14 protein-coding genes are annotated in these 14,090 nt (G+C 59.9%); 6 read left to right on the plus strand and 8 right to left on the minus strand.

The genetic code is table 11. The features are described 5' to 3' along the window. Nucleotides 1–13: 13 nt before the first annotated feature. The 6 genes from BK667_RS11480 to BK667_RS11505 all read right to left on the minus strand — a co-directional run bounded on the left by BK667_RS11480 (nucleotide 14) and on the right by BK667_RS11505 (nucleotide 5,661). Entirely contained in the window at nucleotides 14–793 is a 780-nt protein-coding gene (locus BK667_RS11480) for an N-acetylmuramoyl-L-alanine amidase (RefSeq protein ID WP_123513283.1), read from the minus strand. 103 nt (nucleotides 794–896) lie between these two features. Then, nucleotides 897–2,981: a GGDEF domain-containing protein gene (locus tag BK667_RS11485; protein WP_123597643.1), complete on the minus strand. Its 2,085-nt coding sequence runs from the start codon at nucleotides 2,979–2,981 to the stop codon at nucleotides 897–899. After that, nucleotides 2,978–3,856 carry an endonuclease/exonuclease/phosphatase family protein gene (locus BK667_RS11490; RefSeq protein WP_123513287.1) on the minus strand — a complete coding sequence of 293 codons (879 nt, stop codon included), beginning with the start codon at nucleotides 3,854–3,856 and terminating at the stop codon, nucleotides 2,978–2,980. Before BK667_RS11490 ends, BK667_RS11485 begins: the two co-directional genes overlap by 4 nt. Nucleotides 3,857–3,870: 14 nt before the next feature. Continuing rightward, on the minus strand, nucleotides 3,871–4,512 hold the full coding sequence (locus BK667_RS11495; protein ID WP_123513289.1) for a thiol:disulfide interchange protein DsbA/DsbL: 642 nt from the start codon (nucleotides 4,510–4,512) through the stop codon (nucleotides 3,871–3,873). 200 nt (nucleotides 4,513–4,712) lie between these two features. Beyond that, nucleotides 4,713–5,324, minus strand: coding sequence for a c-type cytochrome (locus BK667_RS11500; RefSeq protein WP_123597644.1), 612 nt, complete (start codon nucleotides 5,322–5,324; stop codon nucleotides 4,713–4,715). A gap of 46 nt (nucleotides 5,325–5,370) precedes the next feature. After that, on the minus strand, nucleotides 5,371–5,661 hold the full coding sequence (locus BK667_RS11505) for a c-type cytochrome (RefSeq protein ID WP_054048012.1): 291 nt from the start codon (nucleotides 5,659–5,661) through the stop codon (nucleotides 5,371–5,373). 191 nt (nucleotides 5,662–5,852) lie between these two features. Between BK667_RS11505 and yihA the strand changes: the two genes are divergently transcribed. Further along, nucleotides 5,853–6,503, plus strand: coding sequence for a ribosome biogenesis GTP-binding protein YihA/YsxC (yihA, locus tag BK667_RS11510; RefSeq protein WP_123513293.1), 651 nt, complete (start codon nucleotides 5,853–5,855; stop codon nucleotides 6,501–6,503). Nucleotides 6,504–6,796: 293 nt separating this feature from the next. Here yihA and polA read toward each other — a convergent pair whose 3' ends face one another. After that, a complete protein-coding gene (polA, locus tag BK667_RS11515; protein ID WP_123597645.1) occupies nucleotides 6,797–9,568 on the minus strand; it encodes a DNA polymerase I in 2,772 nt (923 codons plus the stop codon). Between the two features lie 74 nt (nucleotides 9,569–9,642). Here polA and BK667_RS11520 point away from each other — a divergent pair, with 74 nt between their 5' ends. Both BK667_RS11520 and BK667_RS11525 read left to right on the plus strand, forming a co-directional pair. Then, entirely contained in the window at nucleotides 9,643–9,939 is a 297-nt protein-coding gene (locus BK667_RS11520; RefSeq protein ID WP_123513297.1) for a DUF2782 domain-containing protein, read from the plus strand. A 60-nt stretch (nucleotides 9,940–9,999) separates the two neighbouring features. Continuing rightward, a complete protein-coding gene (locus BK667_RS11525; RefSeq protein ID WP_123597646.1) occupies nucleotides 10,000–10,950 on the plus strand; it encodes a homoserine kinase in 951 nt (316 codons plus the stop codon). 92 nt (nucleotides 10,951–11,042) lie between these two features. Here BK667_RS11525 and BK667_RS11530 read toward each other — a convergent pair whose 3' ends face one another. Further along, nucleotides 11,043–11,963 carry a zinc ABC transporter substrate-binding protein gene (locus BK667_RS11530; RefSeq protein WP_123597647.1) on the minus strand — a complete coding sequence of 307 codons (921 nt, stop codon included), beginning with the start codon at nucleotides 11,961–11,963 and terminating at the stop codon, nucleotides 11,043–11,045. 66 nt (nucleotides 11,964–12,029) lie between these two features. Between BK667_RS11530 and zur the strand changes: the two genes are divergently transcribed. The 3 genes from zur to znuB are packed head-to-tail and all read left to right on the plus strand — an operon-like array spanning nucleotide 12,030 to nucleotide 14,078. Continuing rightward, a complete protein-coding gene (gene zur, locus BK667_RS11535) occupies nucleotides 12,030–12,512 on the plus strand; it encodes a zinc uptake transcriptional repressor Zur (protein ID WP_123408492.1) in 483 nt (160 codons plus the stop codon). Further along, nucleotides 12,512–13,297: a zinc ABC transporter ATP-binding protein ZnuC gene (gene znuC / locus BK667_RS11540; RefSeq protein ID WP_123513304.1), complete on the plus strand. Its 786-nt coding sequence runs from the start codon at nucleotides 12,512–12,514 to the stop codon at nucleotides 13,295–13,297. The genes zur and znuC overlap by 1 nt, the downstream gene beginning before the upstream one ends. Then, nucleotides 13,290–14,078, plus strand: a complete 789-nt coding sequence (znuB, locus tag BK667_RS11545) for a zinc ABC transporter permease subunit ZnuB (RefSeq protein WP_054047998.1) — start codon at nucleotides 13,290–13,292, stop codon at nucleotides 14,076–14,078. Before znuC ends, znuB begins: the two co-directional genes overlap by 8 nt. The last annotated feature ends 12 nt before the right edge of the window (nucleotides 14,079–14,090 follow it).

Raw genomic sequence — 14,090 nt, forward strand, 5'->3', positions numbered from 1 at the left:
CGGGCGGGCGTCATTATTTTGTCTGATTGAGCACCAGGAGCATGGCTGCGGTTTGCGCATCCGGGGTGCCATCGAAACGGGAAGGGCGGTAATGCATCTGGAAGGCGGCCAGTACATGCCGCGTCGCCACATCCAATTCGCCGGTCTGCGGCGTCGCATAGCCCAGGCGCGCCAGTTCTTCCTGGAACCAGCCGATGCTCGGCAGTTCGGCCGCGAACTGCACCTGTCGGCTGGCGACGGCCTGTTCGTTTGGCCAGATGCCCAGGCCTTCGGCGGCCAGGCGTTTCCAGGGGAACAGCGGGCCAGGGTCAAGTTTGCGCAACGGGGCGATGTCGCTATGACCGATGATGTGCCGAGGGCTGATGCCATTGCGTTTGCTGATGTCCTTGAGCAGGACGATCAAGGATTGCACCTGAGCCTCGCTGTACGGGTACCAGAGGCGGCCGGTCGGGGTGTCGCGGAAACCCGGATTGACGATTTCGATGCCGATGGAGCTGGAGTTCAGCCATGTCCGGCTTTGCCACTCGCTTTCTCCCGCGTGCCAGGCGCGCTGGTTTTCATCCACCAGTTTGTAGATGGTCGCGCCCTTGTCATCACCGATCAGGTAATGGGCGCTGACCTCACCGTGGGTTAACAGCTGCAGCGAACGCTCCAGAGACGCGTTGGTGTAATGCACCACCACGAATTGCACGCGGCTGTCGAAGTTGGCGGAAGGGTGGCTGGTGTCGAAACGCGGACCGCTGGCACAACCGGCCAGCAGCAGAAGCGACACAACAAGAGTGAGAAATTTCATGGTAGAAGGCAGTACACGCAAGACAATAATGCAACAGTGTAACGTAATGCCTCGGGCGTTGATGGCAAAAGAGCCACTTTAAACAAAATGGAACAATTGCCCTTCAGCCCAATTCCACGCGGTTGCGTCCGGCGTTTTTGGCCCGGTACAGCGCCTGATCGGCTCTTTTAAGCACCATATCGCTGTGTTCTCCGGGTTTGAACGCGGCCAGCCCCATGGAAATCGTGATAGTTACCCGCTCACCTTTGAAGTGGAAAGGGCAGGCTTCGATTGATGCGCGGAGGGTTTCGAGCAATTTCGCACCGACTGCAGGTACCGTCGACGGCATTAACAGAACGAATTCTTCGCCGCCAAAGCGGGCAATGAAGTCCGATCCGCGCAGGCGTTTGCGCAACACACTGGCGATGATTTTCAGCACCTTGTCGCCCGCCAGGTGACCGTAGTTATCGTTGATGCGTTTGAAATGGTCGAGGTCGAGCATGGCCAGCATCAGTGTGTTGCCGTGCTGTTGCCACTGGCCGATTTCGTGCTCCAGGCGTTCGCTCCAGGCGGCGCGGTTGGGCAGGCCGGTCAGCGGGTCGATCAGGGCTTTTTGCCGCTGTTCTTCAAGGTGCTCGCGAAAGCCCAGGGCTTCTTGCTCCATGTGCGCAACCCGCTCCGCCAGACCTTGCAGACGGGCGGCGACTTCCTGCTCACGCTCATCCCGTTGCTTCTGATGCTGGTCCATGGTGCCCAGCAAACCTTCGAGATGATTCTCCAGAACGTGCTTGAGGTCTTCCAGATCAGCCGCGTCCTGCATGCTGGTTTGCAGGCCGTCGACCTGCTCGCGAATCTGCGTGTCCATCTCCCGCGCGGCAGAGCGATTATCGGCATGCCCGGCGCTGGCGGCTTGCAGGTTGCTCTGGAACGACTCGAGGCGTTCATTGAGTTGCTGCAAGTACGCTTCGAACTCGTGTTGGCCGCTGTCGGTAATGGCCAGCATCAAAGTGGCCAGATCGTCGAGGATCGGCAGCAATTCGTACCAGTTCAACCCATTTTTTAGACGTTCTCGCATGGCTTCAGCTTGCGGGCGATGGCGTTCAGGCAGCGTCAGGTCGTCGAGCAGCCCCAGCAGCGTCTGTTCAATGTGCGTCGCCACGGAGCTGTAGGACGGCTCCGGTGAATCAGGTAGCGCATAGAGGATGTCTTGCTCGGGGTGTTCCGGGTCGATGGCCGCCAGTGCCTGGGCCATGACGGGAGGCAAGGGCAGGCTGTCGAGGAATACCGGTGTTTCTGGAAGTGGTGCCGGGGTCAACTCATCCGGATTGATGGCGGGCTGATCGTGGGCGGCAGGCGCGACGATGGAGAGTGTCGGCGCTTGGGGTTGTTCAGGGGCTGGCTGTGGCGGTAACGCTTGGGGGCGAGCTTCCTGCGGCTCCAGAACCGGTGGAACAAACGCCACGATTTCCGGCGCGTGCGCTGCAGGCGGCGCTGATGGTTCTGGAATGGCGGCAGTCGATGCGATTTCGATCGTTGGCAACGGCGTTTGCGCCACGCTGGCGATGGTCGAGACTTCAGCCTTTGCCTGTGGCACCTCAATAACGGGCGCAGAAACCGCCTCGACCGGTGGGTGTATCGGCGCTTGAGCTGCGGGGGCAACGACCTGTGACGCTGACTCTTCCGCTTCCCGGCTACCGAACAACCGTTGCAACAAGCCTGGGCGACCAGGTTCGGCAGGATTTTCCAATTGGTTGAGGGCTTTGCCTTGCAAGCCGCTCAGTTCGCTGAGCAGCAATGGAATCTCGCGAGCGTGGCCGACGCGTCCGTCCAGTTGCTTGGCAAAGGCCTTGAGCGGCCGGCTGACTTCCCGAGGCAGTGGTAATGCCTGGAGCTGCGAGACCAGCGCATTGAGCGCCGCGCTGACCTGATCGACCCGGGTTTCGCGGCGCTGCTCGGAATCGAGTACGGCTTTTTCCAGTCGTGGCAGCAGTGCGGCGAGGCCGGCATCCATGTCATCGGTGCGCACGACTTCGCGCATTTCCTTCATGCATAGATCAACGGCGCGGTCGGTGCCCTCGGCCGCCAGGGTGCTGCGTACCAGGCCGCGACGCAGCAGATCGAGCCGGGCGTCCCAGCGACGCTCGAGTTTTTCCTGTTGTTCGATGCTTTTGAGGTACTTCTCTTTCCAGCGCTGTGCTTCGTCGCTCATTCATGGGATCCGAGAGGGGCAGGACTCAACGCGGGGAATGCATCGGCCGTGAGCGAACCCGGCAAACGAATCTCTACCGCGACCGGCAGGTGATCGGAAATCGGTTGTGCCAGCACTTCGACCTTTTCCAGGGTCAGGGTCGGGCTGAGCAGAATATGGTCCAGGCAGCGCTGGGGGCGCCAGCTGGGGAATGTCGCTTCCAGTTGCGGCGCCAGCAGGCCGAGGTCGCGCAACGGGGAGTTTTGCAGCAAGTCGCTGGCGTGGGTGTTCATGTCACCCATCAGCACCTGATGTTTGTAGCCACCGATCAATTCCCGGATGTAGGCCAGTTGCAGGCTGCGCACACGGGCGCCGAGGGCCAGGTGCATCATTACGACGATCAGCGCCTCCGGACCTTCGCCGAAACGCACCAGGATCGCGCCACGACCCTTTGGCCCAGGCAGCGGGTGATCTTCAATCGCCCACGGGCGCAGGCGGCTGAGCACGCCATTGCTGTGCTGGCCGAGGCGACCGAGATTGCGATTGAGTTGTTGATACCAGTAGGGGAAGGCGCCCAGTTGGGCCAGGTGTTCGACCTGATTGACGTAGCCCGATCGAAGGCTGCCGCCATCGGCTTCCTGCAAGGCGACCAGATCGAAGTCGCCCAGCAGATTGCCGATCTTTTGCAGGTTGTCGGCACGCCCGGTGTGGGGCAACAGGTGTTGCCAGCCACGGGTCAGGTAATGCCGATAGCGCTCGGTACTAATGCCGACCTGGATGTTGAAGCTGAGCAAACGCAGACGGCTATCTGCGGGCAGGCCCGTTGATTCCAGGTGATGCGTGTTGATCTGCGGTTCATGCAGGCCAACCACGCGTTCAGTACCCCAGCGGCGCATGGCAGGGGCCGCGCTTAGTTGGCGGCAGCCTTGTTAGCCGCTCGCTCTTTGTCGACCAGTTTGTCGGCCAGTTGCAGGGCTTGTTCGGCACCGCCGGCGGAACCCACGTCAAAGCGGTATTTGCCGTTGACGATCATGGTTGGAACGCCGGAGATCTCATACTTCTTCGCCAGCTCTTTGGCCTGGACGATCTTGCCCTTGATGGCGAAGGAGTCGAACGTGGCCAGGAACTTGTCCTTGTCTACGCCTTGGGTGGCCAGGAAGTCAGCCATGTCATTCTTGTCGATCAGTTTTTTGTGTTCTTTCTGGATGGCTTCAAACACAGCCTTGTGCACTTTGCTCTCGACGCCCATGGCTTCCAGAGTCAGGAACATTTGCCCGTGAGCGTCCCAAGGACCGCCGAACATGGCTGGAATACGCACGAAGTTGACGTCGGAAGGCAGTTTTTCAACCCATGGATTGATCACGGGCTCAAATGCGTAGCAGTGCGGGCAGCCGTACCAGAACAGCTCCACGACTTCGATCTTGCCAGGGACAGCCACCGCAACAGGGTTGGTCAGTTCGACGTAAGGGGCGGCGGGTGCTTCAGCGGCTTGTGCAGTCATGCCGAACAGGCTGGCAGCGACGAGTGCGGCGCTGATGATCAGATTACGCATGCTTTACTCCTGGACAAATTAGGTCGCCTCGCGCGACCTGTTTTCAGACAGGTCCTGGCGGGCTTGAGTTCTGTAGTGTAACGGCAGCGGCCACAAAAAAGGGCGGCCTAAGCCACCCTTTTTATACTTGCTGCGACGGATTAATAGAGCGTTAACGTTGCAGGAGATGTACGCCACGCATAACGCCCGATTTACCGGCCTTAGTGCAGGCCCTGGATGTAGCTGGACACCGCGGCGATGTCTTCGTCGCTCAGGCGTTTGGCGATGGTCTGCATGGTTTTTGTGTCGCCATCATTAGAGCGGCCGCCTTCTTCCTTGCGGAATTCGGTCAATTGCTTTGCAACGTATTGAGCGTGCTGGCCACCGAGGTGCGGGAAGCCGGCGGCGGCGTTGCCTGCGCCATTCGGTGAATGGCAGCCGGTGCAGGCTGGCAGGCCCTTGGCCAGGTCGCCACCACGGAACAGTGCTTCACCGCGAGCCACGACTTTAGGGTCGGCGGCGCCAACGCTGCCTTTCTGGCTGGCGAAGTAGGCGGCGATATCGGCCAGGTCCTGATCGCTCAGGTTGGTCAGCAGGCCGGTCATTTCCAGTACCGTGCGTTTGCCGGACTTGATGTCGTGCAACTGCTTGTTCAGATAACGCTCGCCCTGACCTGCCAGTTTCGGAAAGTTAGGCGCCATGCTGTTGCCATCCGGGCCATGACAGGCGCCACAGACTGCGGCTTTCGCCTGGCCAGCTGTTGCATCACCTGCAGCATGGGCAATGCCGGAGATCCCCACGGTCAACAGCAGACTCACGATCAATTTGTTCATCAGCTAATCCAACTACGGCTAAGGGTTAAAGAGTTATGGGCCGGGTTTACTCGCTCATCCAGTGGATGATGGCTTGGTAATCCTCGGCACTGCAGTCCATGCACAAACCACGCGGCGGCATCGCCTTGAAACCCTGGGTCACGTGTTGCACCAGCGTCTCCATACCTTTCGCCAACCTCGGCGTCCAAGCTTCCTGATCGCCCTTTTGGGGCGCCATGGGTAGTTGGCCGGAATGACAGGCACCACAAACACGGTTGTACACAGCTTCCGGATCCTGTGTAGCCTGAGCGCTGTAAAGCGGCATCAAGACACCGGCAGCTAGCAGCCATTTCGTCATAAAACGACCTTTTCAGGGTAGAGAGCGTTCTGCGTTCTAATGCGCAATCAAGGTCAATCGCTCTCGTGAACTTCATCCTACGCTGGGACAAAGCGCACACAAAATCTGCGGCATTATATACTGGCGCTACTGAAACGGAAACGACACCGCTTGCCGCGTCCATTCCCGGCGCCGCCCACATCGGAAATCCCATGCAACTCAAGAACCCCATCCTCGGCCTGTGCCAACAGTCCACCTTTATGCTCAGCGCTGCCAAAGTCGACCAATGTCCGGACGACGAAGGCTTTGAAGTAGCCTTCGCCGGGCGTTCCAACGCCGGTAAATCCAGCGCGCTGAACACCCTGACTCACGCCAGCCTGGCGCGGACCTCGAAAACTCCGGGTCGCACGCAGTTGTTGAACTTCTTCAAGCTAGACGATGATCGGCGTCTGGTCGACCTTCCGGGCTACGGTTACGCAAAAGTACCTATCCCGTTGAAGCTGCACTGGCAGCGTCACCTGGAAGCTTATCTGGGCGGTCGCGAGAGTTTGAAAGGTCTGATTCTGATGATGGACATCCGTCATCCAATGACCGACTTCGACTTGCTGATGCTCGATTGGGCGGTCGCTGCTGGCATGCCGATGCACATTTTGCTGACCAAAGCCGACAAGCTGACCTACGGCGCAGCGAAAAACGTCCTGCTCAAGGTACAGGCCGACATTCGTAAAGGTTGGGGCGATGCGATCAGCATCCAGTTGTTCTCGGCGCCAAAACGCATGGGCCTGGAAGACGCCTACACTGTATTGGCAGGCTGGATGGAATTGGCGGACAAAGGCGCAGAAATTGCCCCGATTGCCGAATAGAACTTTTCTACAGGCAAAAAAAACCCCGGACTTCGTATGGGGAGGGGGAAGTTCCGGGGTTCAAGTTCCGGACCGTTAGGGCGGGGTCCAGATATCTGCCAACACTTAACACAACATAGGAGCATCGAAGGGCTTCACCAGCCATTCAGTAACTCTGAGTGGCGGTTGACGAGATTAGTTCAGAATTTTTTCAAATGCCTTTGGAATAACCCAGCGCATTTTTCGAACTAAGCACCCTTCGCCCCGTTCTGCCGCGGCACTATGCCGCAGCAGAAATCCCCTTTTCAGACGGCTCAGTGAGCCTCATCCCAATTATTGCCCACGCCAACCTCGACCAGTAGCGGCACGTCCAGTGTCACGGCGTTGCTCATGTGTGCGCGAATTTCTTCACGCACCTGATCAATCAGGTCCTCACGCACCTCAAGCACCAATTCATCGTGCACCTGCAGGATGACTTTGGCGTCCAGGCCGGACGACGTCAGCCAGTTATCCACCGCCACCATGGCTTTCTTGATGATGTCGGCCGCGGTGCCTTGCATCGGGGCGTTGATCGCGGTGCGTTCGGCGCCTTTGCGCAGGGCCGGGTTTTTCGCGTTGATCTCCGGCAGGTACAGGCGACGACCGAAAATGGTTTCGACGAAACCCTGCTCTGCCGCCTGGGTGCGGGTGCGCTCCATATACTCGAGAACGCCGGGATAGCGGGCGAAATAACGGTCGATGTACGCCTGGGACTGCTTGCGGTCGACGCCGATCTGTTTGGCCAGACCAAACGCGCTCATGCCGTAGATCAGGCCGAAGTTGATCGCCTTGGCGCTGCGACGCTGATCAGTGGTGACCTCTGTCAATTCAACCCCGAAGACCTCGGCCGCCGTGGCTTTATGCACGTCCAGGTCGTTGCGGAAGGCGTGCAGCAAGCCTTCATCCTTGGCCAAGTGCGCCATGATCCGCAATTCGATCTGCGAGTAGTCCGCCGCCAGCAGTTTGTAGCCCGGTGGCGCGATGAATGCCTGGCGAATCCGCCGACCTTCAGCGGTTCGGATCGGGATGTTTTGCAGGTTTGGATCACTGGAGGACAAACGCCCAGTGGCGGCAACGGCTTGATGATAAGACGTGTGAATCCGTCCGGTGCGCGGGTTGATCTGCTCCGGCAGGCGATCGGTGTAGGTGCTTTTCAGCTTGCTCATCGAACGGTACTGCATCAGCACTTTGGGCAGCGGGAAATCCTGGTCGGCCAGTTCCGCCAGCACGGCTTCAGCAGTGGAAGCCTGGCCTTTGGCGGTTTTGCTGAGGACTGGCAGGCCGAGTTTTTCGTACAGGATCGCGCCCAATTGCTTCGGCGAGCCGAGGTTGAATTCTTCGCCGGCGATGGCATACGCCTCACGCTCCAGCTCAACCATTTTCTTGCCCAGCTCAACGCTCTGGATCCCCAGCAGGGCAGCATCGACCAGTGCGCCTTGGCGTTCGATCCGCGCCAGTACAGGCACCAATGGCATTTCGATTTCGCTTAAAACCTTGCTCAGGCTCGGAATCGCGTTGAGCTTGGCTTGCAAGGTTTGGTGCAGGCGCAGGGTCACGTCGGCGTCTTCGGCGGCGTAAGGCCCGGCCAGTTCCAGGGCAATCTGATCGAATGTCAGCTGCTTGGCGCCCTTGCCGGCGATGTCAGTAAAACCGGTGGTGGTGTGATTCAGGTACTTGAGCGCCAGGCTGTCCATGTCGTGGCGGGTCGCGGTGGAGTCCAGCACGTAGGATTCGAGCATGGTGTCGAAGGCGATGCCTTGCACCGTGATGCCGCAGCTCTGATCACCGCCGATAGCGCAGTTGGCCAGGATGTTCATGTCGAACTTGGCGTGCTGGCCGACCTTCAGTTTGCTCGGATCTTCGAGAATCGGTTTGAGTGCCCGCAGCACGGTGTCGCGATCCAGCTGCTCCGGCACGCCCATGTAGGAGTGGGTCAGCGGGATGTAGGCCGCTTCGTTGGCTTGCACCGCGAACGATAGACCCACCAGTTGCGCCTGTTGCGCATCGATGCCGGTGGTTTCGGTGTCGAAGGCAAACAGTTTGGCGTCGTTCAGCTTCTTCAGCCAGAGATCGAAATCCGCCTGGGTGAGAATGGTCGTGTACTTGAGTTCAACGGCGGCGACGACTTCTTCAGCCACCGGCGCGACCACTTCCTGGCCGGAACGCTTGGCGTCGCGCTGGTTGTCTTCAAACCAGCTCTTGAACTCCAGCAGGGTGTAGAGCTCGGCGAGTTTGTCGTGATCCGGTTGACCCATTTGCAGGTCATCAAGGCCGATATCCAGCGGTACGTCGATCTTGATGGTCGCCAGCTTATAGGAGAGGAATGCCATCTCCTTGTGCTCTTCGAGCTTGGCCGGCAGGGTCTTGGCGCCGCGAATCGGCAAGGTCGGGACGATATCGAGTTGCGCGTAGAGCTCGGTCAGGCCGCCGTTCACGCCGACCAGCAGGCCGGAAGCGGTCTTCGGACCGATGCCCGGAACACCCGGGATGTTGTCGGACGAATCGCCCATCAGCGCCAGATAATCGATGATCTGCTCGGGAGCGACGCCGAATTTCTCCTTCACGCCCTCCACGTCCAGCGCGCTACCGGTCATGGTATTGACCAAGGTAATGTGGCCGTCGACCAGTTGCGCCATGTCTTTGTCGCCGGTGGAGATCACCACCGGACGGTCGGCGGCCGCGCTGCTGCGGGCCAGGGTGCCGATCACGTCATCGGCCTCGACGCCTTCGACGCACAGCAACGGGAAGCCCAGCGCGATCACGCTCTGGTGCAGCGGCTCGATCTGCACGCGCATGTCGTCGGGCATGCTCGGGCGGTTGGCCTTGTATTCGGCGTACATGTCGTCGCGAAAGGTCCCGCCCTTGGCGTCGAACACCACGGCGAACGGGCTGTCCGGGTACTGCTTGCGCAGACTCTTGAGCATGTTCAATACGCCTTTGACCGCGCCGGTCGGCAGGCCTTTGGAGGTGGTCAGCGGTGGCAGCGCGTGAAAGGCGCGGTACAGGTAAGAAGAACCGTCCACCAGGACGAGGGGGGCTTGGCTCATGAGCACGATCAACCTTTTCGGCGGGTCCGGCGCTAGAATAGCGGGACCGTTGACGACAAAGGGACAAGGTTATCATGCGCACACTAAATCGCCTGTTGCTGGCTGGGTTGTTTGCAACCGTTCCATTGGCTGTCATGGCGGCGGATGACGCGCCGTCGGCGGAGCCGGAAGTTACTATCAGTACGCACAAGGAAGGCGACAAGGTCATTCAAGAATACAAGAAAGGCGGGTTTACCTACGCCATCAAGGTCACGCCGAGTGTTGGGAAACCGTATTTCCTGGTGCGTGCGGACGGGACCGATGCCAATTACATCCGTTCGGATCAACCGGATATGCTGATTCCCGCGTGGGAAATCTTTACCTGGAAGTAGTTTCTTAACTTTAATCGGCGCCGCTTTAATAGCGGCGCCCGAACTGAGCAGTTTTTAACCATGTCTGTGTTTACCCCCCTGGCTCGGCCCGAGCTGGAAACCTTTCTCGCCCCTTACGGGCTCGGCCGCCTGCTTGATTTCCAGGGGATTGCCGCCGGTAGCGAAAACACCAATTTCTTTATCAGCATGGAGCAGGGCGAGTTTGTCCTGACCCTGGTGGAGCGTGGGCCGGTTCAGGAAATGCCGTTCTTCATCGAGCTGCTCGATGTGCTGCACGAGGCTGACCTGCCGGTGCCCTACGCCCTGCGCACCACCGACGGCGTGGCCTTGCGTGAACTGGCTGGCAAACCGGCGCTGTTGCAGCCGCGTCTGGCCGGCAAGCACATCAAGCAAGCCAATGCCCAGCATTGCGCCCAAGTGGGCGAGTTGCTTGGCCATCTGCACTTGGCGACCCAGGCGAACATGATCAAGCGCAAGACCGATCGCGGCCTGGACTGGATGCTGGAGGAGGGCACGCAACTGCTCTCGCACCTGAACGCCGAGCAAAGTGATCTGTTGCAATGGGCGCTGGACGAAATCACACAGCAAAAGACGAAAATTCTGGCGTTGCCCCGGGCCAACATCCACGCCGACCTGTTCCGCGACAACGCGATGTTCGAAGGCACGCACCTGACCGGGTTGATCGACTTCTACAACGCCTGTTCCGGGCCGATGCTCTACGACGTGGCGATTGCCTTGAATGACTGGTGCTCGGACGAGCAAGGCGTGATCGACGGGCCGCGAGCCCGCGCCTTGTTGGGCGCCTATGCGGCATTGCGGCCGTTCACTGCTGCCGAGGCCGAGTTGTGGCCGACCATGCTGCGGGTGGCGTGTGTGCGGTTCTGGCTGTCGCGGTTGATTGCGGCGGAATCGTTCGCCGGGCAGGATGTGTTGATTCACGATCCGATGGAGTTTCAGCAGCGGTTGGCGCAGCGGCAGAAAGTCAGTACGCCGTTGCCTTTCGCCCTTTAAAAAGCTTCGCGAGCAGGCTCGCTCCCACAGGATTCATGCGGTCCTTGTGGGAGCGAGCCTGCTCGCGAATGGGGGCGACACAAATGTCCGGGTTACAAAGACTCCAGGCACCCCGCCAAATCATTCCCCAACTTCTCCAGCACCTGCTCATACCCTTGAGCGGTCGCCGGGGTGTACCCGCCCAACGCATCCAGTTCCGCCAGTTTCACCGGCAGGCCGGCCACCAGGGTTTCCGCGAGACGCGGACGCAACGGTGGTTCGCTGAACACACAGGTTTTACCCACTTCCTGCAAGCGCGTGCGCATCGCTGCGACATGCTGGGCGCCCGGCTGGACTTCGGCAGCAACGCTGAACACACCCGTGTGCTTGAGGCCGTAGGCGTCTTCGAAGTAATCGAACGCTTCGTGGAACACGAAGTACGGTTTGCCCGAGATGCCAGCCAAGCGAGCCTTCAAACGCAGGTCCAAGGCATCCAGGCGTTCATCAAACGCCTTGAGGTTGCTCTGATAGCGCGCCGCGTTCTCAGGATCGGCAGCGCTCAGGTCGGCGGCCATTTTCGTGGCGATCACCCGAGCATTGACCGGCGATAGCCACAAATGCGCGTCCAAAGTACCAGGACGGTGATCGTGGTCATGTTCGTCGGCATCTTCGGCATGAGACTGACTATCTTCGGCGAAATGTCGCAGTTTCATCCCCGGCAAATCCTGTACGGCCACCGTGGGCAGCGTACGACCTTTCAACACCCGAGGCAGGAAACCTTCCATATCCGGCCCGATCCAGTACACCAGATCCACCGCTTGCACCTTCCGTACGTCGGACGGGCGCAAGGCGTAGTTATGGGGCGAAGCACCCGGTGGCAGCAACACTTCCGGAATCGCCACGCCGTCCTGTACCGCCGCGGCTATCAGCTGCAGCGGCTTGATGCTGGTGAGTACTTTGACTTCGGCCTGGGCCGAACCGATCAGCAGGAAACTTGCGATAAATGCGACAAAGATAGAAAAAAGTCGGGACACGATGACCACTCGAAGAGGCGAGAACGGGTAACATAATAACGTCTCTCACAAAACTCGTCGCCGCTCATGCCTAAAACACCGATTGCCAGCCGTCCCCACGACCACTCCCATTGCGTTCATAGCGCATTGTCAGAGGCCGATGCCCTGTGCGCACGTCAAGGCCTGCGCCTGACCGCTTTGCGTCGGCGGGTGCTGGAACTGGTGTGGCAAAGCCATAAACCGTTGGGTGCCTACGACATTCTGGCGGTGCTCAGCGAGCAGGATGGCCGCCGCGCTGCGCCGCCAACCGTGTACCGCGCGCTGGATTTCCTGCTGGAAAACGGCCTGGTGCATCGCATCTCGTCCCTGAACGCCTTCGTCGGTTGCAATCACCCGGAACACGCGCACCAAGGCCAGTTCCTGATCTGCCGCGAATGCCACGCCGCCATCGAGCTGGAACAGAAATCCATCAGCGACGCGATTGTGATCAGCGCCAAAGATGTCGGATTTGTCGTGGAAGCCCAGACCGTTGAAGTGGTCGGGCTCTGCTCGGGTTGCCAGGGGGCTTGATGAGCAACGCGCTGATCCGTCTTGAACAGGTCGCCGTCACGTTTGCCGGGCAAAACGTGCTGGAAAACATCGATCTGAGTGTCGAGCCGGGGCAAATCGTGACCCTGATCGGCCCCAACGGTGCCGGCAAAACCACCCTGGTACGCGCCGTACTCGGCCTGTTGAAGCCGGACAGCGGCAGTGTCTGGCGCAAGCCGAAACTGCGGGTTGGCTATATGCCGCAAAAACTGCATGTCGATCCGACCCTGCCGCTGTCGGTGCTGCGCTTCCTGCGTCTGGTGCCCGGTGTTGACCGTACCCGCGCATTGGCGGCACTCAAAGAGGTCGGCGCCGAGCAGGTCATCGACAGCCCGGTGCAAAGTGTTTCCGGTGGTGAAATGCAGCGGGTGCTGCTGGCCCGGGCGTTGTTGCGTGAGCCAGAGTTGCTGGTGCTCGATGAGCCGGTACAAGGCGTCGATGTGGCCGGCCAAGCCGAGCTGTACAGCCTGATCACCCGTCTGCGGGACCGTCACGGTTGCGGCGTGTTGATGGTTTCCCACGATTTGCATCTAGTGATGAGCACCACTGACCAAGTGGTTTGCCTGAATCGCCACGTCTGCTGCTCCGGGCACCCGGAACACGTCAGCGGCGATCCGGCTTTCGTCGAGCTGTTCGGCAAGAACGCACAAAGCCTGGCGATTTATCACCACCATCATGACCACGCCCATGACCTGCATGGCTCGGTGGTCAGCGCCGCCCCATCGGCCAAACCTCACGTTCACGGAGATAGCTGCAAGCATGGCTGATTTTCTGCTCTACGCCCTGCTTGCAGGTCTGGCCCTGGCCTTGGTCGCGGGCCCGTTGGGTTCATTCGTGGTCTGGCGTCGCATGGCCTATTTCGGCGACACCCTCTCTCACGCTGCGCTGCTGGGTGTGGCCCTGGGTTTCCTGCTGGATGTCAGCCCCACCGTGGCCGTCACCGTTGGCTGTCTGCTGCTGGCGGTGTTGCTGGTGACTTTGCAACAGCGTCAGCCGCTGGCGTCCGACACCCTTTTGGGAATTCTCGCACCGAGCACGCTCTCGCTGGGCTTGGTGGTACTAAGCTTCATGCATGAAGTGCGGATCGACCTGATGGCCTATCTGTTTGGCGACCTGCTGGCGATCAGCCCGACCGACCTGGCCTGGATTCTCGGCGGCAGCGCGGCGGTGCTGGCGTTGCTGGTGACGTTGTGGCGGCCATTGCTGGCGATCACCGTGCACGAAGAGTTGGCCACAGTGGAAGGTTTGCCGGTGGCGGCGTTGCGCCTGACCCTGATGTTGTTGATCGCGGTAGTGATCGCCGTGGCGATGAAAATCGTCGGTGTGTTGCTGATTACTTCGCTGTTGATCATCCCGGCGGCTGCGGCACAACGTCACGCCCGCTCGCCGGAGCAGATGGCATTGGGCGCGAGCCTGCTGGGCATGCTCGCGGTGTGTGGCGGGCTGGCGTTGTCATGGTTCAAGGACACCCCGGCGGGCCCGTCAATTGTGGTAACGGCCGCCGCGCTGTTTCTGCTGAGTTTTGTCCTGCCCCGTCGAGGGGTGTAGACTTGCTCGTTT

Source organism: Pseudomonas frederiksbergensis, assembly GCF_003732705.1.
Classification (GTDB): Bacteria; Pseudomonadota; Gammaproteobacteria; order Pseudomonadales; family Pseudomonadaceae; genus Aquipseudomonas; species Aquipseudomonas frederiksbergensis_F.